A 24,884-nucleotide genomic window follows, 5' to 3' on the forward strand; every position below is an offset into this window, starting at 1 on the left:
TGAACCTCAGCGATGGTATTGATCGCTGCCCAGGTACACATCGCCCGGGTTCACGATCTCGATCGGCCCGATATCGATCCAGGCGTCCGGCAGATCGGGATAGACCACAGGCGCAGTACCGGAGCTGCCTCCTTCGACATAGCCCCCTCCCCCGCCGCCAGCCGCCGCACCCTCGTCATAGACGCTCCGGCTGTCGCTGGACAGCGATACCGCCCCCGTTGCCGGATCCCAGTGACTGGTGGCGATGCGATCGGCGTAGTAGGCGCCCAGCTCGGCGAGCGTGGCCAGTTTCAGGTCCGGCGCCACCCAGTAGTCAGGATAGCTGGCCTGGGGGTTGGCGCTGAAATACTGTTCCCAAACCGGTTTCACCAGCGACTGGTAGAGGTTGTTCCTGACGTCGGAGGTGATGATGCCCGAGACGTTGGCGCCAATACCGACCGCCGTGAACAAGGCCGCTGCAGGGCCGAACCCGGCCAGCAGGGCAATACCGCCGACCACGCCGGCAACGTTGCCCACCAGGCTGATGACATCGCCGGTGTTGAACGGCTGCTCGGTGCGGTACTCCGCGGTGATCTTGACGAACACCGTGGTCGCGGCCAGCGTGTTGGTGGTCACGCTCAGGAACGGCGTGAAGCCGGCTGTGAGCTTGACCATGGAAGTCACCCCAGCCACCGTCGCAACCGTCTGGGTGCTCTGGTTGACCAGGGCGAAGCCCTCCTTGTCGCTGTTGTACTGATCGATCAGCGACGTGCCGGCTGCACCGGTACCCGCCGCCTTGTCGACATAACCGACGATCAGTTCGACTGTTCCAGCCATGGTTATCTACTCCTTGATGAGGGTCTTGAAAGCCAGGCTCACGCGCAAGCGGTTGCAGCTTGCGGCGGGCGATCTGGCGCTGTGGGGAATGCGTCCGTCGAAAAGCACGATTCGCCCGGGCTTGGGCAGGACGGCCTTGATCACATCGGTCTTGGCGGCGTTGAAGAACAGCAGCTCGCCGCCCCAGGCCGAAGCCCAGTGTTCGTTGCAGAACATGACCAGGGTCTTGCCCGGCTCATCCGGGCGGTTGTCGCGGTGGATAGGGCCGTCCTGGCCGCTGGTCTGGCCATTGGCGTAGACCCCAAGCAATGTTGCCTGCGGCAGATGGCTGTCCTTGAAGCCGGCCCACCAGTCGGCCAGGAACGTCCAGCCTGCGCGCTCACGCAGTTCCTGCTCGCAGTCCTGTCGTTGTTCGCGTGCGCTGCCGGCAATGAAGGCATGCCAGCACGGTCGGTCCAATACGCCGTAGTGCTGCGCCCAGCCGAAACGCCATACAGGGCCGGCCAGCCGCTGGGCGAGCATGGACAGCTCCTTGGGGCTGAGCAGGTCGTCCAGCACCTGGATCGCATCCGGGTTGAAACTCGATTGCATGAAGAGACTCCTTGTCGAAAACGGCCTAGGCCTTGAGAGAAGCGGGCCTGCCCGCTGCACGCCCGGCACTCTTGGCCTTGCCCGCCTTGCCACCGTTGCACTGCACGGTGGTGCGCCAGCCAGAGCCGGTGAACACCTGCTCGACCGAGTCGATCAGGTACTGGCCGTCGAGCCCGTCGACAAAACCACTGACCTCTATGCTGCGCTCGACGAACAGGTCGGTGCGACCAGGCATGTCCAGGCGCACGCTGGCAGTCTCGCGATTGAAGCTGGCCAGGCGTGCGCGGGCAGCCTGTTCGGCGGCGGCGCGATTGGGGTACAGGTGGCGGTCGGTATGAACAGGACGCTGGCTGCCCGAGCTTTCGGCGTTGCTCAGTTCGACCACCTTGAGCTCGCCGCTGGCACTGTCCTGGTGACGGGTGCGCACGGCCTTGCGAGTGGCCTTGTCGTCCAGGCGAAATTGCCACTGGCTGATGTCGCTGCGCCGCAGCGTTACCAACCCCAGCGTCTTGCCGCTGGCGCTCTGCCCGCCCTGGCGCGGCAGCACCAGCAGCTGGCCGTTGGCGAGCTTGGCGGTGCAGTCGTACTGGCGGGCCAGACGGGTGATGAAGTTGAAGTCCGACTCGCTGTACTGGTCGATACGCGGCACGTTCAGGGCGACCGGGCAGATCGCCTGCCAACCGTTGCGCGCACCGATCTCGGCGATGATGCGTTGCAGCGGAACATTCTCCCAACTGCCGCTGCGGATGGTTCTGCCACTGCCGCACAGGTCGCTGGCCTTGCCGCGGATCACCAGGGTGTCCGGCGGCCCGGACAGCTCGACCTCATCGACGGTGAAGCGCCCCAGCAGCGTCAGCGGCTGCCCGGCGTAGCCCAGGTGCACCTCCAGCACCGCGCCGCGAGGCGGCAGGGCCAGGGCACCGTCGCGGGCATCGATGCGCAGCTCGAACGTATCCGACTCCATGCCGGGTTTGTCGGTGGTGCGCAGCAGCAACAAGCGGTCGTTGATCAGGGCGGTGATGTCCTTGCCATCGGCCTTGATGCTGAAGACAGGTTGCATGACTCATGCCTCCGTTGTCGGTGTGGATATGGGCCTGCGCTCAGTCCCAGAGCTGCACGCTGCTGACCGTGGCAGTGGGCAGGTCCGGTAGCAGGATCATCACGCCGGCGCGCAGGGGCTGGTCTTCATCGGCCAGCCCCTGATTGGCCTCCAGCACAGCTTCGACCGTGCGGTTGAGGTGGCCGTAGTAGTGCTGGCAGAGGGTGTCGAGCAGGTCGCCGTCAGACGTTTTGCAGGTCTTCGCCATAGCGGGTGAACTCCAGTGAAAAACCCTGTTTGCGTGGAATGCCCCCGGCCAGCAGGTTGCTCTGGTCTTCGTCGATGCTGGTCAGGCACCAGTTGCCGAGCACCTCGCCGTACCCTGTGGTCAGGCTCAGGGGCAGCAACTGGCGACCGATGCTGCGCAGGGTCTGCAGTTGGCCCAGACCGCCCTTGAAGGAGGGAAAGATCGCACCACGGATGCTGATCGTCTCCTCGCCCTGGCCGACGGCCTGCTGCGCGCTGTCGCGGCTCAGGCGTTCCTGGGCGGCCCAGCGAAAGCGGGTCTGGCGACGCAACTGGTCGAACGCGGCGGTATCGAGGTTGAAGTAGTACGGTGTGGCATTGGCCTTCAGCGGTTGCAGCACCAGCAGGTGCGGGAATGGCTTGATCGCTTCGGCGGTCGGCGTTGTCAGCGGTGCGAAGCCGAAGGTGAAGAGCACCCCGCTTGCCACCGCGCGGGCATCGCCCACCACCTTGCGGATCGCCGCGCCAGCCTTGCTCAGGTGTTCGGAGAACGCATCGACACGCTCCTGCACCTTGCGCACCTCGTCGACGCTCTTGTCGTAGCGGGCAATCACTTTGTTGACACGCCCTTGTGCCGAGTCGATGGCACGCAGGGTACGTTGCAGGCGCTGGCCGATGGCCGGACCGATCCAAGGCAATGCTTCGAGTTCAGCCGCGGCTTCCTTGACGTGGTCCACGGCCTGGTTCATCGGGTCGAGCATGGCGCCGGCACGCCGACGCCCCTCCTCGCCCGCCTTGACCAGTGCATGCAGTGCGGCCTGCAACTGCTCCAGGTAGGTCATGAATGTCCCTCCGGTTCAAAATTGTCGTAGAGGGTCTGCCAGACGCGCTTCATCAGCTCTTTGCCGTTCTTCCAGTACCCGGCGCACAGCCAGTTCCAGATCGGTGGCGAGTTGGTCGTGTGCAACAGCGGCGCCTTGCAGCGTGATGGGGATATTGGTGGTGAAGCTGAGTGGCTGACCAGCAACGCTGGTAATGACCGGTTGGGCCGGGGCTTGAGGCGGAGCATCTGGCAGGACGCTGGATTGCGGCGGCACTGACAACTGCGCGGCTGGTACCTGCACCTCTACTGCGGGCTTGTCCATTAGAGCTGAACGTCCAGACGCTGAGGCCTGCACCGCAACCTTCGGCAACCCCAGTACAGCAGCCGGCCTTGACGGCTTCTGAGGCGATCGAGGGAGCTCGACCTTTACGGCAGCGGGCGCAACGCTGGCGCCATGACTTTCGAATCTGGGAGAAGGCACGATACCGGGGACCAACGAAAGACCAGGAATCGCCGGAGGCCATGCACGAGGCTCAGCGATGGCGCCTGCAACCCGTTGCTTGGCCACCACACTTGCTGCCCTCCCTTCATCCACAGGAGGCCTCAACAGATCCCTGACGAGAGCCTTGTCCATGCCGGCAGTGTCAGCAGTCGAACCCGGCTTCGGCATAGTCAACATCGTAGGCCGCCGTTGCGATGAAACGCTTGCGGCAGTTGCAAACTGCGCCATAAGTCCCGGCGGCCGAAGAGGAGACGGCGGTCCCGACGACCTGGCACGCTCCGGGCTCTGCTCCTTTGCCGTCCCGCTCGCCTTGGCCGGCAGCCCTCGCCGTACCGGCTGCTCTGTGGAGGCAGGCTCCGGGTACTGGGTGGCCAAATATTTGCCAACCGCCGACCCAACCTGATCGCCCACAAAGTTGCCGACCGACATCCCTATCGTGGTACCGATCGGACCCAGCAACGATCCGGCGGCACCCAGGGCGCCACCAAGGATCAGGCCCCCTGCCGCGCCGCCATAACCGCTCCACCTTTCTTCACGGGTTTGCGCCGTGCCATAGGTATAGGCCGCCTTTGCACCAGCCTCGATGAACATCGAAGCAAGGGGTATTTTCAATGCCTTGAGGTTCTCTGCGACGCCCTTGGCGGTCCCAGCAACAGCACCTGGGTTGGTGTAACGCCGCTTGAGTACTTCCCAGCTGGCATAACCCCCGCCCACCACCGCAGCAGTCGTAAGCGCGTCCTTGACTGAGCCAGACAGCGTCGAATAAGGATCCGCGTCAGGTTTCGACTGAGTCGATACCGGCGTTGATGGCGGTTTGTCCTTGGCTGTCTCCGATGCAGGGTTCGTGACCCGCTCGCCAGCCCAGGCGCCCAGCTTGTCGCCAGCCATACCGAAGGCAACGCCGCCCACCTCCGAAACCATCGTGCCCCAGCGCGGCACCGCCGCTCCCAAGGCCTTGCCGCCTAATGTGCCGACTGCCGACCCAACCGCACTGAGATAGCCCACTGCCTGCTCCTTCGGCGTGGTGGCGGTGGAAGCGGTGTGGAAGAGCTTCAACCCCAAATCCAACTTGGTTGCAGAGGCAGCCTCCTTGGCCGCAGCCCCTGCTCGAGTACGGGCAGTGGCTCGGCTCGGCGTGGGATCAGCAGAGGCTGACGAAACTGCTTCGCCCTCCCCCGACACCACCCCTTGGCGGGCTTCAGGTGCATCAGCGTTGATCCGGGGAGTTGAATCTGCGCGCGGCCGAGGCTGGGGGTACGCATGTACGATCTGAGCGGGCAACTCGAACGGGGGTGAGTTGGATGCGCGCCATCCCTGTTCAGCCAAGGGTAACGGCTGGTGCTCCAGTGCCGGAGTGAGTCCTTGCCAGTTCGACAGCTGTGGCACGACCGATGGATACGGGCCTGGTCGCCAGATATCCAGCGGTGATGAAAACGATTGAAGCGCCTTGCCGTAAGGCGCCCAATGATCGGTAAACCTGGCGCGATAGTCATCGAGCGCGCCAGGGAAAGCCGAGCCAGATGCGACGGCTTCCCCCAGGGCAATCCCTGATTTGTTCGCCATCCGTTAATCCTCTCAATCCGAAAGCCACCAGACCATGTCGCTGAACGACATGGTCATGATTTCGCTCGCGGAAAAGTTCAGCTCCTTGGCCAGCCGCCTTGCGGCGGCCTTCTGCCGGGTCGGGTCAAACCTCGTCGTCCTGCACCAGGCGAAAATACCCGGACTGCAAGCGGCCGTAGTCTTTCAGGGTGAGGCCTTCGAGGTCCTTGATGCCAACTTCGGCCAGCGAGGCGAACAAGTTCAGCTCGCGCTGCTCGTCGTCGCTGGCGCCGCCGGCCTGGGCGTTGCGCATGTCACGCACCGTCGGGGCCCGCAACGTCAGGCTGTCGACCTGAATGCCATTGGCCTCGCTCGGACGCGACAAACGCACCGTGACGCGGTCGGCTGCAAGGTTCAGCCACTGGGGCTGGCGGTTTTCCTGAGCCATGAGCACCTCCCTTACAGGCCCAGCGCAGTACGCTGCGCCGCCAGTTGGTCGACACCATCGATCACACGCTTCATGCCCAGGGCATCGATCTCGTAGACCAGGCGACCATCAACCTCCAGCTTGTAGTAGCTGAGCGCGACGCTGTGCTTGATCTCGGCCTTGTCGCCGGATTTCCAGTCGCCCATGTCGATTTCCTTGAGCGAGCCGCGCAGAGTGACGATGACCGGATTGATCTGGCCCTTGAGGCCCTTGAAGGCGCCGCGGAACGTGCCGTTGAAGGCCGTGCCATCGGCCAGGCCGAAGAACTTCAGCGACTCGCGGCGCACGCCGGTGGTGGTGAAGGCCGCTTCCTGCTTCTCCATGCCCAGGTCCATCTCGACGGGCATGTCCATGCCACCGGGACGGTGTTCTTCCATTTTCAGGGTCAGTTTGGGCAGGGTCAGGCTGGGTACATCGCCCTGGAAGCTCACACCGTCGACGAACAGGTTCAGGTTGGCCAGGGTTTCGGGAATCATTGCCATGTAGATGCGCTCCTTAAGCGGCGGAATCGAGGACTTCGGTCAGCCACTGGTTGGTGACTTCGACGCGGAAATTGGGGTTTTCGGCAGGCGGTACGTCGGTGAAACGGATGTTCCAGTACACCTTGCCCTGCTCCAGTTGGCTGGCGGTGTTCAACTCCGGATCGGCGAAGACCTCGAAGTTGATGATCGCGCCCTGGTTCTTCAGGTCGCGCATGAAGGCCTGCAAGCCCTCGGTGACGTCCTTGACGTAGGTGGCGGTGATGGAGCGGTCGACGGCCCACTTGTGGCCGTAGAGGATCGCGTCCATGACGATGTCCATGGTCCGCACGCGGGTGACGAAGGCCCACTTCGGATCGCTGGACAGGGTGCGGTTGCCCCACAGTCGGAAGCCGTCATCGCGAATGATGGTGGCGATGTTGGCGTTGTTCAGCAGGTTGGCGCGGCAGCTGTCGTCGCCATCGAGGAACTCCACCGGGCGGCTGGTGCCGGTGATGCCGACGAACTCCTTGTTCGATGGCGAGGCCCAGAAACCGTACTCGCGGTCGGTGAAGGCGAACAGGCCGGCGACCCAGGCCGAACCTGGCGCATCGACGGTGGCCTCGGCGACGATGTCGAAGTAGCGCACGCCCGGATCGACCAGGAAGGCGCGCTTGGCGCCAAAGTTCTTGGCGTAGGCGAGCGCAGCTTCATCGGTGGTGCCAGGGCCGTCGATGATGGCGATGCCGCGCAGCTTGTCGGCCAGTGCCACCAGCGCGGTGCCTACCGCCTGGGTGGCGCTGTGCTTGGGCGCGACCAGCAGGCGCGGCTGGGCGTTGAAACGGCTCTTGCCGTCGAGCAGTGCCTGCAGGCCGGTGCGCTTGCCGTCGGCGAGCACGTTGCCGATGATCGCTGCGGTCTGCTCGGCCGCCTCCTCGAGCTTGGCCACGCCGCAAGCGACGATGACCGCCTTGGCGCGACTGTAGATGGCGCGGCAGGCCTTGGTGATCGCCGCATCGGCGCCGAAGGCAGCCACGGCTTCACGCTCGCTGGTGATGAGGACCAGGTCGTTGGCCTTGGCCGTGACACCGGCACCTTCGGTGAAGGTGTCGACCAGGCCGATGATCGAGGACGACGGCAGTGCGATGTTGCGGGCGCCGGTGTCTACGTTGGTTACGGTGACGCCGTGGAAGAATCCACTCATGTAGGGTTACTCCAGGTTTGCGGATGAAATGAAAAGGCCCCGCGGGTGCGGGGCCTTGGGGTATCTGGTTCGAGGTGGACATTCCCCGTGCAAGGGGAAGCTACGAATCCCGATGATTTTTGCGAATCAGCTTGCTGCGGATTCGGACTCGACGAACGAAGGTGTCAGCGGACGCAGGGAGTCATCGGGGAAGCCTTCAGACTCAGGCCACTCTCTCAACGCCTGCCGGTAGCGCAGAAGCTCAGCGAACTGAGAAGGCGTCAGTGTTGGGGCGAGGTTCAACTCCTGCTGCTCGACATGCCTGGCCACAAGCCATTGACTCGTTTGCAGTTGCAGGTTTCGCCATAGACGCTCGGCATTCGAAGACTGCTCAAGCGTGGGCGCGGGAGGGTCGATGAGAACGGGTAGGCCGTGCTGGTCATGGGCACGGAGCTTGTCTGGCGGAGGATTGCAAATTATCGCCCGAAACAAGTCTTCAGAAATCGTTACGGCATCCATTGGGATGTCAGCGTGGATACCTTCCAAATAGGTAGTGCCTGTGGTTTTGCTGTAATAGCGCTTCATGCAGTATTGCCTCAGTAACCAATAGCAAAATAGGGGCAGGCGGAAAGTGTGGGGTTGCCCCAGCCCACCGAACCCTTGGTGTAGGAGCCAATGTTCAGCACGTTCATTCCCGTGTTACTGAGCCCTCGGAACTGCCAGAAGGTACGCGTGCTACCACCAGGCTGGGTATTGTCATAGGCGCCTACCCAAAAACAGCGATTTGGAAAAGCCAACGGAAAGCTGACATCCGCGTTTTCGGTGGTGTTAACGCTTGAACCGTACTGGAGGATCAAACCTCCGAGCCATGTGGGCAGCATCAAGTAGCCGTTGGCGCCGAACTGCATGGAAAAGCCCCAGCGCATTTTCCGGGGGGACACTGCGGCGTTGTCTACAACGCCAGCATTGACCTCGGCCTGCGATGCGACACGCAAGGTGCCGGAGGTGGTTTCACTTCCTTCTCTCGCTAGCGCAGCCAACGCGGCGACGTCGATCTGCCCTTGATTGATCGGCGCATTCCATGCCTTGATGCACCACATCACCGCAAAGTTACGAGGACGGGTTTCTGCTGCTGTCCTTGCCACTTTGGAGGCATCGAAGCGAGCCACATCACTGGCAGCGGCAGAGTTTGGATCACGGGTGATGGTATTTGCTGGCGACGACTCGGCGTAGGAGCCGGTAAATACGCCTGAGGTACCTCCCAGCACGCCAAGCCCGGTGCCTGTACCACCACGCAGGCCAAGCGATCCAACAAGGTTCTGCAAGGCATCGTCCTGATAGGAACCCATTCCCCTGCCAGCATCCACACCACGGCCATGGTCCCAGCCACGCAGAAACTCACCGCGGTAGTCCGGAAGGCGGAAGTAACCGGCCGGATCACCAACCTTGTTGTAGGCTGCGCCCAGATAGGCGGCAAGGTCCGGATAGCCAGCGCTGCTTTGTAAACTTCCGTCCAGCTCCAGATACCCCGCAGGTGGCGTGGCTATCGGGAATGGCACGATGGCACCGACCGGCATCGCGGATCGCAACTTGGCCAACTCTTCAACAAGCGCCGCTACGTCAATCTGCCCTTGGTTGACCGGCGCATTCCAGGCCTTGATGCACCAAATGACAGCCAGATTTCGAGGTCGTGTTTCAGCTCCGCCAGTGCTGCCAGAAATCAAACCGGCAATCGATCCATTCAGCGAACCTGGGGTTGTTTCCTTGTAGGCTTTCGCCGTGGAGGAGGCGCTGCTGCCGTACCCTTTGCCGAATATTGTGGTTACAGGGCCGGTGGCGCCCGAAACGCCGCTGGCACCAGACCCGGCCCCGACGTTATCAATAAAGCCAACGTCTTTGTGCTCGTGAGACTTGAACGACTCGTCCTGGAAGCTGCCAAGGCCACGCCCGACATCTACCCCCCGCCCATGGTCCCAACCCCGCAAGAACTCACCCCGAGAATCCGGCAACCGGAAGAATCCGCTCTGCTCGTTCCCTTTGTTGAACGCACCGCCCAAATAAGCAGCAAGATCCGGATAGACCGCGGCGCTCTGGGTACTGCCATCGACTTCGAGGAAGCCTGCAGGCACCGTACCGCGTGGAAATGGCAGCATGGTGCCGACCGGCAATGCCGAAGCTGTCTTCAACAGTGCCTGGATCTCGGCCTTGGTGTAGGTGTTGGCAGACTGGAACGCGCTGAATGCGAGAATTTCCACCGACTCCCCGAGCGTGCAGGGCGCCATGAAGGTGATGCGCTGCCCGTCGGACAAGTAATCAGTGACCTCGCGTCCGTTGCGCAGGACGATAGTACTTCCAACGGCGTGTGCGACCTCGAATACCGTCTGCCCGACCGAGGCCTCGAAGGAGTATCGCTCGAACGCCTTGCCCGCGCCGACGCCACCGCCGAGCTGGAAGTACGTACCGTCATGGTTCAGGTCGTACAAGGCGCCAGCGCGAATATCGCCCCCTACCAGGTCGACCAGCCCACCTGTGCCGGCCTTCTTGACGGGCACGGCGGCGAGTCCGTTGACGCGCACAGTAACCGCTCCCGTGTTGGTCGCTGTGGCCTTGAACTGGAAGCGCTGACCTGCGGCATAAGCTGTCAGCACGGTCTCGCGGCTCTTCAGTTCGAGCACCAGGGCATCAGCGGTGCCCTTGGCGTCGCCCAGCCAGGCCAACGGGCCTGAATCCTTCGCAGCGTCGGCCCGACGCAGGTACTGGGGATGCGGGTCAGCGGCTTCCACATGGGCCTTGAGTTGATTGCGTGCATACAGCTCGGCGGCTTCGCGCGCCTTGTCCACATAGTCCCGGGTGGCCAGTACGATGCTCGGATCAATCTTCAGATTAACGTTGGCGACGTTACCGAACACCACGTGCATGCGAATGGTCTGGGTTCGCCCCGACCCCTGCGCCAGCAGGGGCTTGTAGCTCGGTGCAGGTTTGGCGATGGCGATCAGGTTGCCGTTGGCATCCTCCAGCGCCAGCTCGCGAATCCACCAGCCGCCAATCTCGGGTGGCAACACCAGCTCTGCCACCAGCACACCCGGATCGGCAGGTGATGGATAGAGCGCATTGAGTTGCGCCCGATAGACTTGGCGTACCAGAGCGGTCTGGGTCGGCTTGGGTGTCGGATCGGGTGTTTGCGAGGGCTCACCGCCAGCATCGCCGATGAGCATGTGGGTGATGTTCCAGGGCAGACCCAGCGCAGCCGTGTTGGCCTGCTGGGCGATACCGATGTTGGTCAGGAACCCACCGAATTGAGTGGTCGAGTTAGCCATTTAGGTAGATGTCCAATAAGTCCAGGGTGTGGTCGTTCACCAGGTTGAAAGCGCCCAGACGCACTTCGATATCCGCAGCCTCCCAGGGATAAACCTCCAGCAGTTCGCCCTCGTTCAAGGCGACGGCCTGATAGGCGGGGATGAAGGTCTCCAGACTGATATCCAGTCCGATCAGGTGTCGACTGATCGGCTTTGCGTCCTCGATCAGCCGAGTCAGCTCCTGGTAGGTCTGTTCGTCGATGCCGCTGTCCTCTACGCCCACCTTCAGCGCAAAGGTCCCCGGCACCCCGGCAGGCTGGGCCTGCCACCACTCCTGCACCTCGATGAGGTAACCGAACGGCTCGACCACCCGCCTGAGGGCGCCGAGGGTGCCCTTGTGGGCATGGACGAAGAATGCCGAGCGAATCACCGAACGCTTGACGGTGTCGCTCCAGCTGTCGTCCCAGCGATCCACCGACCAGGCCCAGGCCAGCTGGTAGAGCAGGTGCGCGGGGCAGGTGTCGGGGTTGTAGAGCTGACGCAGGGTGACCTTGAGGTCTTCGTCGCCAGCCGTTTCGATGGCCCGCTCCAGCGGGGTGCGGTTGAGCGGCAGAAGGCTGTGCATGTCAGCCTCCGCGCTTGAGGTCGAAGCCTGTGCACCAGGCAGCCTGGGCCTTGCTCGGGCGGATGTCGGTCCAGTCGATCAACTCGACCCGGCTGACGCCGTCGATGTGCAACTGGGCGTCGATGCCAGAGCGGGCGACCTCGACACCCAGGCGGCGCCGCGGGTTGATCCAGGCCTGCAGACGACGCCGGCACTCGCTGAGGATGGCCTCGTACTCGGGGCCGTTGTCGGCCATGTGCAGCACGGCGTCGATCCGGTATGGCAGCACCTGGGCGCTGCGCACGTTGACCCGGTCGGCAACGGGGCGGATGTCCTCGTCGTTGAGGTAGGCGTTGACTTCGTCGAGCAGCGCCTGGGGCGCGACACCGTCGTCATCGATGCTCAGTACCGTGACATCGACCACCGCCGGCGACGGGCTTTCGGCGGTCGCGTCGGCGACCCGTCCCGAGGCGTTGCGGGCGTGGAGGATGTAACTGTTGCGCGGGCCGGCGGTGGTCAGGCCTTCATAGACCAGTTGCACGCGTTCGCGCAGGGCGTCGTCGGACTCGAGAATCGCCTCGGTGGGCGGAACGGTGGTGGGGTCGGCGGCCTGGATCACCAGGCGCTGCAACGAAACGTTGGCCGCCAGTTGGTCAAGGTCGCGGCCCTGGGCATAGGCGAGCAGCAAAGCCTTCGCAGCATCATTGATGCGTGCCCGGTTGAGCAGTTTTCGGTAGGCGCCGACCTCGAGCAGCTTGGTGACCGGATCGCTTTCCAGCTGTGCCGTCCAGCCATCGCCCATATGTGCACGAAAGGTTTCAAGGTCGGCCTCGTACAGCGCCTCGAAATCAAGGTCTTCGAGCAGTTGCGGGGCGGGCAGTTTTGACAGGTCTACCTGGCTCATACGCTCACCTCCACCAGGGCGTCGTCGCCCAGGTAACGACCGCTCAGGGCCAGGCTGACCTGGCCGTCGAGCACGGCCACGACCTTCACTCGCTCCAGTTGCAAGCGCGGCTCCCAGCGCCCAAGGGCGCGGGCGACCTCGGCCTGAACTGCGCTCTTCCAGCCTTCGTTGACCGGCAGATCGACATAGCGGCGCAACCGGCTGCCGTAGTCCGGGCGCATTCGGCGACTGCCCAGAGGGGTGGTGAGAATGTCCTCGACGGACTGGCGCAGGTGAGCGATCCCGGCCAGTGGCAAGCCGGTGCGACGGTCCAGGCCGATCATGGCGCGCCTCCCGGAAAAGCCCGGGCGCGTTGATGGGTATCCATTGCGTTCTCCTGGCATGAAAAAGCCCGCGATGGCGGGCTGGGTTCAGTGTTTGTGGTTGGGCGTGTTGCCGGCGGTATCGATGATCCGCCCGCCGCCGTTGATGTCGCCGCTGACAGTCAGCGGGCCGTTGACCGTGACCTTGCCGGTCAGGGTGATGCTCGAGGCCTCGAGGGTGATCGCGCCGTCACTGACCACCAGAGTGCTGGCACCGACCTTGATGCGTGCGTTGCCGCTGGGCAGTTCGATGTCATAACGCCGGGCCTGCCAGTCGTAGGTCAGCGAACCGCCGTCATCGAAGCGCCAGACCTCGGCGTGCTCGCGGTTGTCTGGCGGGAGGCCGGCATTGCCATACAGCCCGGCAAAAAAAGTACCTTGCGCCGGTTCGCCACTGGGGCTGAGCAACACGCCCTGCTCACCCAGACTTGGCGCCCGCCAGTGCCGAGCCTTGCCCGCCGCCTGGGCATGCCAACGCACCCAGGCGCTGGTCCAGCCGCCACCATCGGACACCCGTACCCGGGCAGCGGCCAAATCCACCGCCACCACGCGGCAGGGAATCACCAGGGTGGCGAGCATGCGATCATGCGCGGCGCTGACGTAGCTCATGCCAGATCCTCCGGGGCAATGTACCTGCTTTCATTACCGGGCCCCGTGTCTGGACTGAAGCCCAGCCGGAGGCTGCCCGGCGGTTGGTCGGGCCAGTGCCATTGCAGTTCGCCCAGCAGCACCGGCTGATCCCAGCGCACGCGCCAGCCAGCCCCGGCGAAGAACGCCCGTACATTGCGGCTCGGCTCGACGAAGTCGAGCCCCCATAGCTGCTGGCGCAACAGGTCCATCAGTTGCGCGGCCAGCACACTGCCCTGCAGGCGTGCCTCGGGGTTGGCGGCATCGGGGGTGATGTCCGCCTCGAAGGTGGTGACCAGCACCGAGCGTCCATCCCTGGGCGCAGCATCGGCAGTCATGCGCACGATGCCATGGCGCAACGCAGGCAATGCCGGGGCATTTCCTACTTCCGTATAGGCATCGACCGATGCCAGCTCCGGAATCGCCTCTCGAATCGTTGCGGTCAAGGCCGCATGCAAGGTGGCCAGTTCGCTCATGTGCCGCACTCCTATCGTTCGTCCTTCAAACCAAGGCGCCTGGCTGCCCAGCGTTCGTAGAGGCCGATGGCCACATCGGCCCCAGCCATCGCGGTCAGGCACCCGAAGGCGCTGGCGCTCCAGATCGACATGCCACTGGCATACAGCAGCATCACCGTCGACACCCCGCAGACCATGCAAGCCCCCGAGCGCAGCGCCAGCCGCCGCAGCAGCGACCAGCCTCGGGCACCGGCCTTGTCGGCCCGCCACATCTCACCGGAAAGCCCTCCCAGCAATGCCAGGACGATCACCAGCCAGAGCGGCATCTCCAGCAACGCCTGTTGCTCGTTCGTCACTGTCCTGTCTCCTGTGTCATGGCCACCGGCGAGTGCCGGTGGATCCCTTGCCGTATAACGCGGCATTCCAAAAGGCCCGTCCGTGCAGGCCCTTCAGTAATGCGTTGTCGAACCGTCGGTCACATCTGGTGACACCGACCGGTTCCGCTTCAAATTGGTGACTCCGACCGCGGCCACCTGCCCGCCGGATAACTGATCGTGGTGCTTTACGCTGCACACCCGGGCCAGTTGCCAACCCTCTGAACAGTCAAGGCCTGTTCATCGCTGCCTGTGTAACAACCGGTTGCTGTCCGGCTTGAGATACAGGCTATGCACTGATGCATATGCAGTCAATGCATTTTTGAAAATATTTATGCATGAGGAGTTGCTTAAATGCATGAAGGCCTTGTCGGGTATGGCTTGTAGGGCTTTTCGGAGAGCCTAAAAATTTTGTAGGTCGGGTAGGGTTTGTGGTGACGGGGGATGAAAGGCGGGAGGCGGGGATATTTCGTATGCATGAAAAAACCCGCCGACGCGGGTTTTTATACAGCGGATTTGCGGGTCAGCGTGCGTACATGCCCCACCAGAAGACATGCCCGAGCAGGCTGATCTGCTCTTCCTGCATCTGCTGGAAACTGTAGTCTTCGTCGGGGTGTTCATCGCGGTTGAAGCTGCGCAGGCGTATGCCGGTGGGCAGGCGATAGACCTGCTTCACCCGCAGCTGGCCATTGTGGTTGATAGCGTAGAGATCGCCATCGATGATGTCGCCAATGGCACATTTGCCGGTGTTGACGCCGACCGTCGCACCATCGCGCAGCACCGGCAGCATGCTGTTGCCGCGCACCGTGACGCACTTGGCCTGGTCGAACTGCACACCATTGTGGCGCAGGCTGCGCTTGCCGAAACGCAGGCGCGCGCGCTCGCTTTCCTCGATGACGAATCTTCCTGATCCTGCTGCCAATTCGACCTCTCGAAGAAATGGAACGGACACCTCGTCATCCTCGACGGGGGTTTCATCGTCCCACAGGCTGATGTCGCTCAGGTCCACATGACCATGCATGGGCTGCGCCTCGCGGGACTCACCCAGCTCTATGCGGCCACGCAACTGATCGGTGCTCACGCCGAAGTAATCGGCGATCCTGGAGACATGCTTGTCTGACGGATCGACAATTTTCTCGCTGAGGATCCGAGACAGGGTGGATTGCGGTACGCCCGTGCGCCGGTGCAGCTCCGTCGGGGACAGGCCGTGGCGATCGAGCAGTTCTCTGAGTACAGTGGCTACGTTGCGCTTTTGCATAAAATGCATATTGCTGCAGATCGATGGGAAATGCAAATGCATACAGCGCGCCCTGAACACGCGATCATTCAGGGATACCCGTCACCGCGTGCACCGCCCGCATCGCGCAAGGCGGACGCGCGCCCTGGGGTTCGATCTGCTCGCACTTGCGCAGCAACGGCAATGCGTCGCTGAACTTGATCGCAGCGACAGTCTCGGCATGCTGCTGGGACAGGAAACAGTGCTCGAAGCGATAGGCCGCATACACATCGGCCTGCACCGGCTCATTGTCATAGACTTCACTCACGATCTCCCGCAGCAACTGGCGGGTCGGCTCGTCCAGCTTGGCCGGTATCCCCTGCAGCAACTGCTCCCGCGGTGTCCCGTCAGCCCGTGCCTGGACGACATGCCGCGAAGCCTCTATCGACGCCTGCATACCCTGCGGGAAAGGGCACTGTGCAGCCGCCATGACCGGTAACGGCAGGCTCAAGCCTGCGACCATCAGATAAAACGCCACCCTTGGCATGGAATTCCTCGCGCTGTATTCGGGCCTGTCCGGAGAATCGACAAATCATAGCGGTGCCCTGCCCTTTGTGTCCTGCAGCAGGCGAAAAAAGCCTGTACCATTGCGGGTTTCGAAATTGCCACCAGACCACCTGTTTCAAGGCCCTGAATGTCTGATCTCTCCGCACACACCCCGATGATGCAACAGTACTGGAAGCTGAAGAACCAGCATCCAGACCAGCTGATGTTCTACCGCATGGGCGACTTCTACGAAATCTTCTACGAAGATGCGAAGAAAGCCGCGAAACTGCTGGACATCACCCTGACCGCACGCGGTCAGTCGGCGGGCCAGTCGATCCCCATGTGCGGGATTCCGTTCCACTCGCTGGAAGGCTACCTGGCCAAACTGGTCAAGCTCGGCGAATCGGTGGTGATCTGCGAGCAGATCGGCGACCCGGCCACCAGCAAGGGCCCGGTTGAGCGCCAGGTGGTGCGTATCATCACGCCGGGTACGGTCAGCGACGAGGCGCTGCTCGACGAGCGTCGCGACAACCTGATCGCCGCCCTGCTGGGTGACGAACGCCTGTTTGGCCTCGCAGTACTGGACATCACCAGCGGCAGCTTCACCGTGCAGGAGATCAAGGGCTGGGAAAACCTGCTCGCCGAACTCGAGCGTATCAACCCGGTGGAGCTGCTGATTCCCGACGACTGGCCCCAAGGCCTGCCTGCTGAGAAGCGCCCGGGAGCGCGGCGTCGGGCTCCGTGGGACTTCGATCGTGACTCGGCGCGCAAGAGTCTGTGCCAGCAGTTCGCAACCCAGGACCTCAAGGGCTTCGGCTGCGACAAGCTGACTCTGGCCATCGGCGCCGCCGGCTGCCTGCTGACCTACGCCAAGGAAACCCAGCGCACCAGCCTGCCGCACCTGCGCAGCCTGCGCCATGAGCGCATGGATGACACGGTGATTCTCGACGGCGCCAGCCGCCGCAACCTCGAGCTGGACATCAACCTGGCAGGTGGCCGCGACAACACGCTGCAGTCGGTCATCGACCGCTGCCAGACGGCCATGGCCAGCCGCCTGCTGAGCCGCTGGCTGAACCGCCCGCTGCGCGACCTGAAAGTCCTGCAGGCACGCCAGGATTCGATTCGCTGCTTCCTCGACGGCTACCGCTTCGAGAAGCTGCAGCCGCAACTCAAGGAAATCGGTGATATCGAGCGGATTCTCGCCCGTATCGGCCTGCGCAACGCCCGCCCACGTGATCTGGCACGCCTGCGCGATGCGCTTGGCGCCCTGCCCGAACTGCAGAACGCCATGGCCGAGCTCGAAGCCCCCCACCTGGCCCGCCTGGCGGCGATCACCGGCACCTACCCGGAGCTGGCCAGCCTGCTGGAGCGGGCAATCATCGACAACCCGCCTGCGGTGATCCGCGACGGCGGCGTGCTCAAGACCGGCTACGACAGCGAACTCGACGAACTGCTGGCCATGAGCGAGAACGCCGGTCAGTTCCTGATCGACCTCGAAGCCCGAGAGAAAGCCCGCACCGGGCTTGCCAATCTCAAGGTCGGCTACAACCGTGTGCATGGCTATTTCATCGAGCTGCCCACCAAACAAGCCGAACAAGCGCCGGGCGACTACATCCGCCGCCAGACGCTCAAGGGCGCCGAGCGCTTCATCACACCTGAGCTCAAGGCGTTCGAAGACAAGGCGTTGTCGGCCAAGAGCCGCGCCCTGGCCCGCGAGAAGATGCTCTACGATGCACTGCTCGAGACCTTGATCAGCCACCTCGCACCGTTGCAGGACAGCGCTGCGGCGCTGGCCGAGCTGGACGTGCTGAGCAACCTCGCCGAGCGCGCACTGACCCTGGACCTGAACTGCCCGAGCTTCGTCGACGAGCCGTGCCTGCGCATCGAGCAGGGGCGTCATCCAGTGGTCGAGCAGGTACTGACCACGCCGTTCGTGGCCAACGACCTGGGCCTGGACAACAACACCCGCATGCTGATCATCACCGGCCCGAACATGGGCGGTAAATCCACCTACATGCGCCAGACCGCATTGATCGTGCTGATGGCGCATATCGGCAGCTTCGTGCCGGCAGCGCGCTGCGAGCTGTCGCTGGTGGACCGCATCTTCACCCGCATCGGTTCCAGCGACGACCTGGCCGGCGGCCGCTCGACCTTCATGGTAGAGATGAGCGAGACCGCCAACATCCTGCACAATGCCACCGACCGCAGCCTGGTACTGATGGACGAGGTCGGCCGCGGAACCAGTACCTTCGACGGCCTGTCGCTGGCCTGGGCCGCTGCCGAACGTCTGGCGCAGTTGCGCGCCTACACCCTGTTCGCCACCCACTACTTCGAGCTGACCGTACTGCCGGACAGCGAGCCGCTGGTGGCCAACGTGCACCTGAACGCCACCGAGCACAACGAGCGTATCGTGTTCCTGCACCATGTGCTGCCAGGCCCCGCCAGCCAGAGCTATGGCCTGGCAGTGGCGCAACTGGCGGGCGTGCCTTCGCAAGTCATCCTGCGCGCCCGTGAACACCTTCGCCGTCTGGAAACCGCCAGCCTGCCCCACGAGGCGCCGGTGACCAAGGCCAAGGGCGAACCGCACGTGCCACACCAGAGCGACCTGTTCGCCAGCCTGCCACACCCGGCCATCGAGAAGCTGGGCAAGCTGGCACTGGACGACATGACGCCTCGCCAAGCTATCGAAATGCTATATCAACTGAAAAACCTGTTATAACGGCCAGCCGCGCAAGCTGGTAGAATCCGCCGCGGTTTGCCGGAGCTGCAGGCTATTAGCCTGGCCTGCAGCCAACGTGAACCGCGCTGCCCTGGAAGGAAGGGCACGCTGCCGTCGCCTGAGGAGAAAATTAGAAATGACCTTCGTCGTCACCGACAACTGCATCAAATGCAAGTACACCGACTGCGTGGAAGTCTGTCCGGTGGACTGCTTCTACGAAGGCCCGAATTTCCTGGTCATTCACCCGGACGAGTGCATCGACTGTGCGCTGTGCGAGCCTGAGTGCCCGGCACAGGCCATTTTCTCGGAGGACGAAGTGCCTGCCGGGATGGAGAACTTCCTCGAGCTCAACGCCGAGCTGGCTGAGATATGGCCGAACATCACCGAGCGTAAGGATCCCCTGCCGGACGCTGAAGAATGGGATGGCAAGCCAGGCAAGATCGCTGATCTGGAGCGCTGATCGCTGCAGTGACAAAAAAAGGCCCGCAAGGGCCTTTTTTGTGCCTGGCATTCGAGCTCATGCAAGCCCGAGCGAGGAGAAATCGCAGGCAAAAAAAAGGGGCGGTTTGACCCGCCCACATTTTTTCCGTAGTCCCTGCTTGTCCCATTCATCATCCTGATGAATCGCATCCTGCGATGTCCTTGGCAATCATCCTTGAAAGCCTGTGCCAGTCCGTCGGCACACTTCAGATACTAGCGATTTCCCCAGCGCGAGCAACCCGCGCACCTAACAAGATGCTACAGCTGACACATTTTCAAACATCGAAAAAATTCATTATTTTCAGATAGTTAAGAAAATATCGTTGCTGAAAAAGGCAATTGTTTACTCTTGTTGGTAGCGAAGGCTTACACCACGAGTAAGCGATCTCTTACACACCAAGCAACAGCGCTAGTAGGTTGAACAATTTCCCAGACAAAAAAATGCCCCGAGGTCATCGGGGCATTCTGTTTGCGCGCAGCAGCTTATTGGAACAGCGACTCGCTGGACAGGCCGTTCTTTTCCAGGATCTCACGCAGACGCTTGAGCCCCTCCACCTGGATCTGCCGTACACGCTCACGGGTGAGGCCAATCTCCAGGCCAACATCTTCGAGCGTACTGCTTTCATGGCCACGCAGGCCGAAGCGGCGAATCACCACCTCCCGCTGCTTGTCGGTCAGCTCACCCAGCCACTGGTCGATGCTCTGCGACAGGTCGTCGTCCTGCAGCAATTCACACGGATCGGTGGGGCGGTCATCGGTAAGGGTGTCGAGTAGCGTCTTGTCCGAATCCGGGCCCAAGGACACGTCGACCGAGGAGACACGCTCGTTGAGCCCAAGCATGCGCTTGACCTCAGCCACTGGTTTCTCCAGCAGCCCGGCAATTTCTTCGGGGGACGGCTCATGGTCGAGCTTCTGGGTGAGCTCGCGCGCAGCGCGCAGGTAGACGTTGAGCTCCTTGACCACGTGGATCGGCAGGCGAATGGTGCGGGTCTGGTTCATGATCGCCCGTTCGATGGTCTGGCGGATCCACCAGGTCGCGTAGGTCGAGAAACGGAAGCCGCGCTCCGGATCGAACTTCTCCACGGCGCGGATCAGCCCCAGGTTGCCCTCCTCGATCAAGTCGAGCAGCGACAGGCCACGATTGACGTAGCGGCGGGCAATCTTCACGACCAAACGCAGGTTGCTTTCGATCATGCGTTTGCGGCCGGCCGGGTCGCCCTTCTGCGACAGGCGCGCGAAGTGCACTTCCTCTTCCGGGGAGAGCAATGGCGAGAAACCGATTTCGTTGAGGTACAGCTGCGTGGCGTCGAGCGCACGGCTGTAATCGATGTACTTGTGCTGCTTGAGCGATGAGCCCGTTTTGGCCCTGGTCCGAACCGAAGGTACAGCAGGTTCGTCTGACACCACATCCGTTTCCAAAACGATACCTGTCTCCATCAGGAGGAGGTCATCGTCGATGTCAAACTCCGGCACTTCTTTGCTGAGAGCCATTGTTATAGTCCTTTGCTGAGTTCGAACCTCAGACTCTAGCGTCGCCTGATTCCCTGGCAGCGCTAAAGCCTGTCCCCTTTACGTCTTCAGGAACAGGCTGGTGCAACAATCAACGGCGTGGCAGGAACTGGAGTGGATCGACGGGTTTGCCCTGGCGGCGAATCTCGAAATGCAGCTTCACCCGATCAGTGCCCGTAGACCCCATTTCTGCGATCGTCTGCCCTGCCTTGACCTGCTGCCCCTCCCGAACCATGAGCCTGCGGTTGTGGCCGTAGGCACTGACGTAGGTATCATTGTGCTTGATGATGATGAGTTCGCCGTAGCCCCGCAAGCCACTCCCGGCGTAAACCACCGCACCATCAGATGCAGCAAAAACAGGCTGTCCCAAATCTCCGGCGATATCAATGCCTTTATTCAAACTACCGTTTGAAGCGAATTTTCCAATCAGCACGCCGTTCGCCGGCCAAGTCCAGCCCCCCACCGCACGCTCTGCGGCCGGCACCTGGGTGACGGTCGGAGCGGTCGTGGCAGGGGAAGCTGTTGCCGGCTTGTCGCTATTTGTTACTGGCGGGGTCTGCGTACCAACCGGACGGCGAATGACCGTGGTCCTGCTCGACGACGAGGGACCGGAAGATACGACGGTGGTGGAGCCTACAGCGCCGCTGCTGAAACGAATCGGCTGGCCAGGACGGATGGTGTAGGGCGCCGAGATGCCATTGCGCGCGGCCAGCTCCTTGTAGTCCCAGCCGTAGCGGAAGGCGATGGAGAACAGGGTATCGCCAGGTTTGACCACATACTGCCCCGAGGTCACGGTCGGACGCTTGGGTGCCGCGTTGTTGCGATCGACCACCCGAGCGCCACTGGAGCCGGTGCTGGAGCATCCCGCCAGCAAGGTTCCCATGGCCAGCGCAATCACCAGAAGCTTGAAAACCGACCGATCCTTGCGCTGCCGAATGATTGTGTGACCCACCCGCGCTCCCCTCATGGTGCCGAAAACTGGATATGACGATATGCAATATTGTTTCAATTATAACCGAGCCCGACCCGCTTGGGTGGCCCGTACGGGCGCTGTCATTCTGGCGGGGTTTGCCTCACCCCGCCAGATAGACAAGCCCGCGGCGCAAGAATTCGTTACAACCGCACATATTCCGTCGGCCGTCAGGCCAGTGGCCCGTTGAGAAGCGGCACGAAGCGTACGGCGCCCAGCACCCGGCGCGAGAAGCCCTGCTCCTCACGAACGATCAGCAACAGTTGCTGTGCTTCGCCCGCCGCCCCTACCGGAATCACCATGCGTCCGCCGGGTGCCAACTGATCGAGCAAGGCCTGGGGGACTTCCGGCGCCACCGCGGTGACGATGATGGCGTTGTAAGGCGCCAGCGCCGGCCAGCCTTCGCAACCGTCGCCCCAACGAAACACCACGTTACGCAGGTTGAGCTCGACCAGACGCTCCTTGGCACGATCCTGCAGCACCTTGATCCGCTCGACCGAAAACACACGCTCGACCAGCTGCGCCAGGATGGCCGTCTGGTAACCAGAACCGGTGCCGATCTCCAGCACCTTGTCCAGCGGGCCGGCCTCCAGCAGCAGTTCGCTCATGTGCGCAACCATGAATGGCTGGGAAATCGTCTGGTTATGGCCGATCGGCAGCGCAGTATCTTCATATGCCCGATGGGCCAAGGCTTCATCGACGAACAGGTGGCGAGGGGTGCGGCGAATGGTCTCGAGCACCTTGGTGTTCGACACGCCCTCTTCATACAAGCGTTGGATCAGGCGCTCCCGGGTACGCTGGGAGGTCATGCCAATGCCGCCACGGCGCTGCAGATCATCCTGTTCGCGCATCAAAGCAGCCCCTCCAGCCAGCCATCGAGGCGCTCGAAGGCATCGTTGAAGGTGCGATCCAGTTGCAGCGGCGTGATCGATACATAGCCTTGCATCACTGCATGGAAGTCAGTGCCCGGGCCGCCGTCCTCGGCATCACCGGCCACGGCGATCCAGTACCCTTCCTTGCCACGCGGATTGACGACCTTGGTCGGTGCGGCCGCACGTGCCCTGTGCCCCAGACGGGTGAGGCGTATACCGCGGATATGCTCCAGCGGGAGGTTGGGGATGTTGACGTTGAGCACGGTGCGCGCCGGCAGTTCCAGACGCGACTGCGCCTCGACAAGGCGCCGGGCGATATGGGCGGCGGTCGGCAGGTTGTCCGGCAGGCGCGACAGCAGCGAGAACGCCAGCGAAGTGCCGCCGAGAAAGCGGCCCTCCAATGCAGCGGCAACCGTGCCGGAGTACAGCACGTCGTCGCCCAGGTTGGCGCCCAGGTTGATTCCGGAGACGACCATGTCGGGCGTTTCCGGCAACAGGCCGTTGAGCCCCAGGTGCACGCAATCGGTGGGCGTGCCGTTGAGGCTGATGAAACCGTTGGCCAACACCTGTGGGTGCAGTGGCCGGTCGAGCGTCAGCGAACTGCTGGCGCCGCTTTTGTCTTGATCCGGGGCGATCACCACGCACTCGGCGTAGTCCTGCAGCGCACCGTGAAGCGCAGCGAGGCCGGGGGCGGTAACACCGTCGTCGTTGGAAATCAGAATACGCATGGGCTTTCCGTCTGCCCTGCCGGCACCAGATCCACAAGTTCGCGCACCACCACGGTGGCGAAGCATCCGGCCGGAAGGACGAATTCCAGTTGCAGGATATCAGGCTCGGGATAATGCCACGTCAGCCGCCCAATAGGGAGCCGCAGGATGCGCCGTTCGTGATCCAGTCCTGCCCTGCCCAGCCATTTGCAGAGTGCCGGATGGCGCTCACCGACCGCCGTTTCCAGCGCCGCGGTCCCGCCCGCGCTTGACGGAAGACCCGCGCCCCACAGGGGTCCGGTGGGATGAAGGTCGAGAATTGCCAGCCGAGGATCGGAGCATTCCTGCTCGCCAGCCGGAAAAAAGCTACGGCTATCCGTGAAGGCCAGAAGATCGCCAACCTGCGCCTGGTTCCAGCTTCCGTCCGCCACTCGCGCCGCCAGAACCTGATTGAACAGGTAGCTGCGTCCCGCAGACAGCAGCCGCGAACGCACATTGCGCTGCTCCGGCAGCGCCTCTCGAGACGCCCAGTCGAGTGCATCGTGGACGTTTCCGCCGGCATGACCGAAGCGCTGGGTACCGAAATAGTTCGGTACGCCTTGCACCTTGAGCTGTTCCAGACGTGCATCCAGCGCCTGGTGATCGGCGCTCAGTGCTGTCAGTCGCAGAGTGAAACCATTGGCCGAGTGCGCGCCGCGCTGCAGTTTGCGCTGGTGACGCACCTGTTTGAGCACGCGCAGGCTGTCGTCTTCGGCACGGGACAGGTCAGGATCGGCCTTGCCCGGCAGATGCAGACTGAACCACTGCCGGGTCAACGCCTGACGGTCCTTCAGGCCGGCATAACTGATGGCACGAACCGGCACACCGGCCGCGCGCGCCAGGCGTCGGGCCGCTTCCTCGGTGTTCAGGTCGCGCTTCTCGACCCACAGCCACAGGTGCTCGCCTTGACCAGACAGTGGGATGTCGAGCACTTCATCGACCTGAAAATCATCGGCGACCGCCTTGAGCACGGCGCGGCCAAGGGCCTCGCCGCTGGCGCGCGGGCCCAGCAGTTCCAGTTCGGTCATGCTGGCAGCAACAGGGCGACCGCATGCACGGCGATGCCCTCCTCACGGCCAGTAAAGCCGAGCTTTTCCTCGGTGGTCGCCTTGACGTTGACCTGGTCGAGCTCGACCTGCAGGTCCTCGGCGATGAAGCGGCGCATGGTGTCGATGTGCGGCGCCATCTTCGGCGCCTGGGCGACGATGGTGGCGTCGACGTTGCCCACCTTCCAGCCCTTGGCCTGCACGACGGCCACCACATGACGCAGCAGCACGCGGCTGTCAGCGCCCTTGAACAGCGGGTCGGTGTCGGGAAAATGCTTGCCGATGTCACCCAGCGCAGCAGCGCCAAGCAAGGCATCGCTCAGGGCGTGCAGCAGCACATCACCATCGGAATGGGCCAGCAGGCCGTATTTGTGGGGAATACGCACCCCGCCCAAGGTAATGAAATCACCGTCAGCAAAACGGTGCACATCGTAGCCGTGGCCAATACGCATAGAAAAACGCCCTGATTGA

27 protein-coding genes are annotated in these 24,884 nt (G+C 62.8%); 2 read left to right on the top strand and 25 right to left on the bottom strand.

Features of this window, described 5'->3' with window-relative positions:
• Nucleotides 1-6: 6 nt before the first annotated feature.
• From IAE40_RS17365 to IAE40_RS17460, 19 genes are all read right to left on the bottom strand, one after another.
• A complete protein-coding gene (locus IAE40_RS17365) occupies nucleotides 7-816 on the bottom strand; it encodes a hypothetical protein (protein WP_197890595.1) in 810 nt (269 codons plus the stop codon).
• Nucleotides 817-822: 6 nt separating this feature from the next.
• Nucleotides 823-1,407 (bottom strand): 2OG-Fe(II) oxygenase, encoded by a 585-nt coding sequence (locus IAE40_RS17370; protein WP_197890593.1) that lies wholly within the window; start codon nucleotides 1,405-1,407, stop codon nucleotides 823-825.
• Between the two features lie 25 nt (nucleotides 1,408-1,432).
• On the bottom strand, nucleotides 1,433-2,467 hold the full coding sequence (locus IAE40_RS17375; protein ID WP_200603595.1) for a phage late control D family protein: 1,035 nt from the start codon (nucleotides 2,465-2,467) through the stop codon (nucleotides 1,433-1,435).
• A gap of 40 nt (nucleotides 2,468-2,507) precedes the next feature.
• Nucleotides 2,508-2,714, bottom strand: a complete 207-nt coding sequence (locus tag IAE40_RS17380; protein WP_063545897.1) for a tail protein X — start codon at nucleotides 2,712-2,714, stop codon at nucleotides 2,508-2,510.
• Nucleotides 2,689-3,534 (bottom strand): phage tail protein, encoded by an 846-nt coding sequence (locus tag IAE40_RS17385; RefSeq protein WP_200603596.1) that lies wholly within the window; start codon nucleotides 3,532-3,534, stop codon nucleotides 2,689-2,691. Before IAE40_RS17385 ends, IAE40_RS17380 begins: the two co-directional genes overlap by 26 nt.
• A 15-nt stretch (nucleotides 3,535-3,549) precedes the next feature.
• Nucleotides 3,550-5,580 carry a hypothetical protein gene (locus tag IAE40_RS17390; protein WP_200603597.1) on the bottom strand — a complete coding sequence of 677 codons (2,031 nt, stop codon included), beginning with the start codon at nucleotides 5,578-5,580 and terminating at the stop codon, nucleotides 3,550-3,552.
• 124 nt (nucleotides 5,581-5,704) lie between these two features.
• Nucleotides 5,705-6,007, bottom strand: coding sequence for a phage tail assembly protein (locus IAE40_RS17395; protein ID WP_200603598.1), 303 nt, complete (start codon nucleotides 6,005-6,007; stop codon nucleotides 5,705-5,707).
• 11 nt (nucleotides 6,008-6,018) lie between these two features.
• Nucleotides 6,019-6,528 carry a phage major tail tube protein gene (locus IAE40_RS17400; RefSeq protein ID WP_065862264.1) on the bottom strand — a complete coding sequence of 170 codons (510 nt, stop codon included), beginning with the start codon at nucleotides 6,526-6,528 and terminating at the stop codon, nucleotides 6,019-6,021.
• A gap of 13 nt (nucleotides 6,529-6,541) precedes the next feature.
• Complete coding sequence (locus tag IAE40_RS17405; protein ID WP_197890586.1) at nucleotides 6,542-7,708, bottom strand: phage tail sheath subtilisin-like domain-containing protein; 1,167 nt, start codon at nucleotides 7,706-7,708, stop codon at nucleotides 6,542-6,544.
• A gap of 126 nt (nucleotides 7,709-7,834) precedes the next feature.
• Nucleotides 7,835-8,272, bottom strand: a complete 438-nt coding sequence (locus tag IAE40_RS17410) for a phage tail assembly chaperone (protein ID WP_065862265.1) — start codon at nucleotides 8,270-8,272, stop codon at nucleotides 7,835-7,837.
• Nucleotides 8,273-8,283: 11 nt separating this feature from the next.
• On the bottom strand, nucleotides 8,284-11,004 hold the full coding sequence (locus IAE40_RS25760; RefSeq protein WP_234465177.1) for a phage tail protein: 2,721 nt from the start codon (nucleotides 11,002-11,004) through the stop codon (nucleotides 8,284-8,286).
• The gene (locus IAE40_RS17425; protein ID WP_065862267.1) at nucleotides 10,997-11,608 is read right to left on the bottom strand and encodes a phage tail protein I; all 612 of its coding nucleotides are present in this window, start codon (nucleotides 11,606-11,608) and stop codon (nucleotides 10,997-10,999) included. Before IAE40_RS17425 ends, IAE40_RS25760 begins: the two co-directional genes overlap by 8 nt.
• A gap of 1 nt (nucleotide 11,609) precedes the next feature.
• On the bottom strand, nucleotides 11,610-12,491 hold the full coding sequence (locus tag IAE40_RS17430; RefSeq protein ID WP_065862268.1) for a baseplate assembly protein: 882 nt from the start codon (nucleotides 12,489-12,491) through the stop codon (nucleotides 11,610-11,612).
• A complete protein-coding gene (locus IAE40_RS17435) occupies nucleotides 12,488-12,814 on the bottom strand; it encodes a GPW/gp25 family protein (RefSeq protein WP_054891045.1) in 327 nt (108 codons plus the stop codon). Before IAE40_RS17435 ends, IAE40_RS17430 begins: the two co-directional genes overlap by 4 nt.
• Nucleotides 12,815-12,901: 87 nt before the next feature.
• A complete protein-coding gene (locus tag IAE40_RS17440) occupies nucleotides 12,902-13,462 on the bottom strand; it encodes a phage baseplate assembly protein V (RefSeq protein WP_200603599.1) in 561 nt (186 codons plus the stop codon).
• Nucleotides 13,459-13,956, bottom strand: a complete 498-nt coding sequence (locus IAE40_RS17445) for a hypothetical protein (RefSeq protein WP_200603600.1) — start codon at nucleotides 13,954-13,956, stop codon at nucleotides 13,459-13,461. The genes IAE40_RS17440 and IAE40_RS17445 overlap by 4 nt, the downstream gene beginning before the upstream one ends.
• Before the next feature lie 11 nt (nucleotides 13,957-13,967).
• Entirely contained in the window at nucleotides 13,968-14,291 is a 324-nt protein-coding gene (locus IAE40_RS17450; protein WP_054891048.1) for a phage holin family protein, read from the bottom strand.
• 541 nt (nucleotides 14,292-14,832) lie between these two features.
• Nucleotides 14,833-15,567 (bottom strand): LexA family transcriptional regulator, encoded by a 735-nt coding sequence (locus tag IAE40_RS17455; RefSeq protein ID WP_054891094.1) that lies wholly within the window; start codon nucleotides 15,565-15,567, stop codon nucleotides 14,833-14,835.
• Nucleotides 15,568-15,631: 64 nt separating this feature from the next.
• Nucleotides 15,632-16,072, bottom strand: coding sequence for a hypothetical protein (locus IAE40_RS17460; protein WP_153773116.1), 441 nt, complete (start codon nucleotides 16,070-16,072; stop codon nucleotides 15,632-15,634).
• 147 nt (nucleotides 16,073-16,219) lie between these two features.
• Here IAE40_RS17460 and mutS point away from each other — a divergent pair, with 147 nt between their 5' ends.
• Together mutS and fdxA are read left to right on the top strand one after the other, a co-directional pair.
• A complete protein-coding gene (mutS, locus tag IAE40_RS17465) occupies nucleotides 16,220-18,790 on the top strand; it encodes a DNA mismatch repair protein MutS (RefSeq protein WP_200603601.1) in 2,571 nt (856 codons plus the stop codon).
• Nucleotides 18,791-18,926: 136 nt separating this feature from the next.
• Nucleotides 18,927-19,250: a ferredoxin FdxA gene (gene fdxA, locus IAE40_RS17470; protein ID WP_054891051.1), complete on the top strand. Its 324-nt coding sequence runs from the start codon at nucleotides 18,927-18,929 to the stop codon at nucleotides 19,248-19,250.
• Nucleotides 19,251-19,753: 503 nt separating this feature from the next.
• Here the strand turns inward: fdxA and rpoS are convergent.
• The 6 genes from rpoS to ispF form a co-directional block, all read right to left on the bottom strand.
• The gene (rpoS, locus tag IAE40_RS17475) at nucleotides 19,754-20,761 is read right to left on the bottom strand and encodes an RNA polymerase sigma factor RpoS (protein WP_054891052.1); all 1,008 of its coding nucleotides are present in this window, start codon (nucleotides 20,759-20,761) and stop codon (nucleotides 19,754-19,756) included.
• A 109-nt stretch (nucleotides 20,762-20,870) separates the two neighbouring features.
• Nucleotides 20,871-21,731, bottom strand: coding sequence for a peptidoglycan DD-metalloendopeptidase family protein (locus tag IAE40_RS17480; protein WP_054891053.1), 861 nt, complete (start codon nucleotides 21,729-21,731; stop codon nucleotides 20,871-20,873).
• Between the two features lie 188 nt (nucleotides 21,732-21,919).
• The gene (locus tag IAE40_RS17485; RefSeq protein ID WP_162714454.1) at nucleotides 21,920-22,558 is read right to left on the bottom strand and encodes a protein-L-isoaspartate(D-aspartate) O-methyltransferase; all 639 of its coding nucleotides are present in this window, start codon (nucleotides 22,556-22,558) and stop codon (nucleotides 21,920-21,922) included.
• 41 nt (nucleotides 22,559-22,599) lie between these two features.
• Entirely contained in the window at nucleotides 22,600-23,349 is a 750-nt protein-coding gene (surE, locus tag IAE40_RS17490; RefSeq protein ID WP_054891055.1) for a 5'/3'-nucleotidase SurE, read from the bottom strand.
• The gene (truD, locus tag IAE40_RS17495; RefSeq protein WP_063545912.1) at nucleotides 23,337-24,395 is read right to left on the bottom strand and encodes a tRNA pseudouridine(13) synthase TruD; all 1,059 of its coding nucleotides are present in this window, start codon (nucleotides 24,393-24,395) and stop codon (nucleotides 23,337-23,339) included. The genes surE and truD overlap by 13 nt, the downstream gene beginning before the upstream one ends.
• Complete coding sequence (ispF, locus tag IAE40_RS17500; protein WP_200603602.1) at nucleotides 24,392-24,865, bottom strand: 2-C-methyl-D-erythritol 2,4-cyclodiphosphate synthase; 474 nt, start codon at nucleotides 24,863-24,865, stop codon at nucleotides 24,392-24,394. Before ispF ends, truD begins: the two co-directional genes overlap by 4 nt.
• Between the last annotated feature and the right edge of the window lie 19 nt (nucleotides 24,866-24,884).

Origin of the sequence: Pseudomonas sp. S44 (genome assembly GCF_016624805.1) — a bacterium.
Taxonomy (GTDB): domain Bacteria; phylum Pseudomonadota; class Gammaproteobacteria; order Pseudomonadales; family Pseudomonadaceae; genus Aquipseudomonas; species Aquipseudomonas machongensis.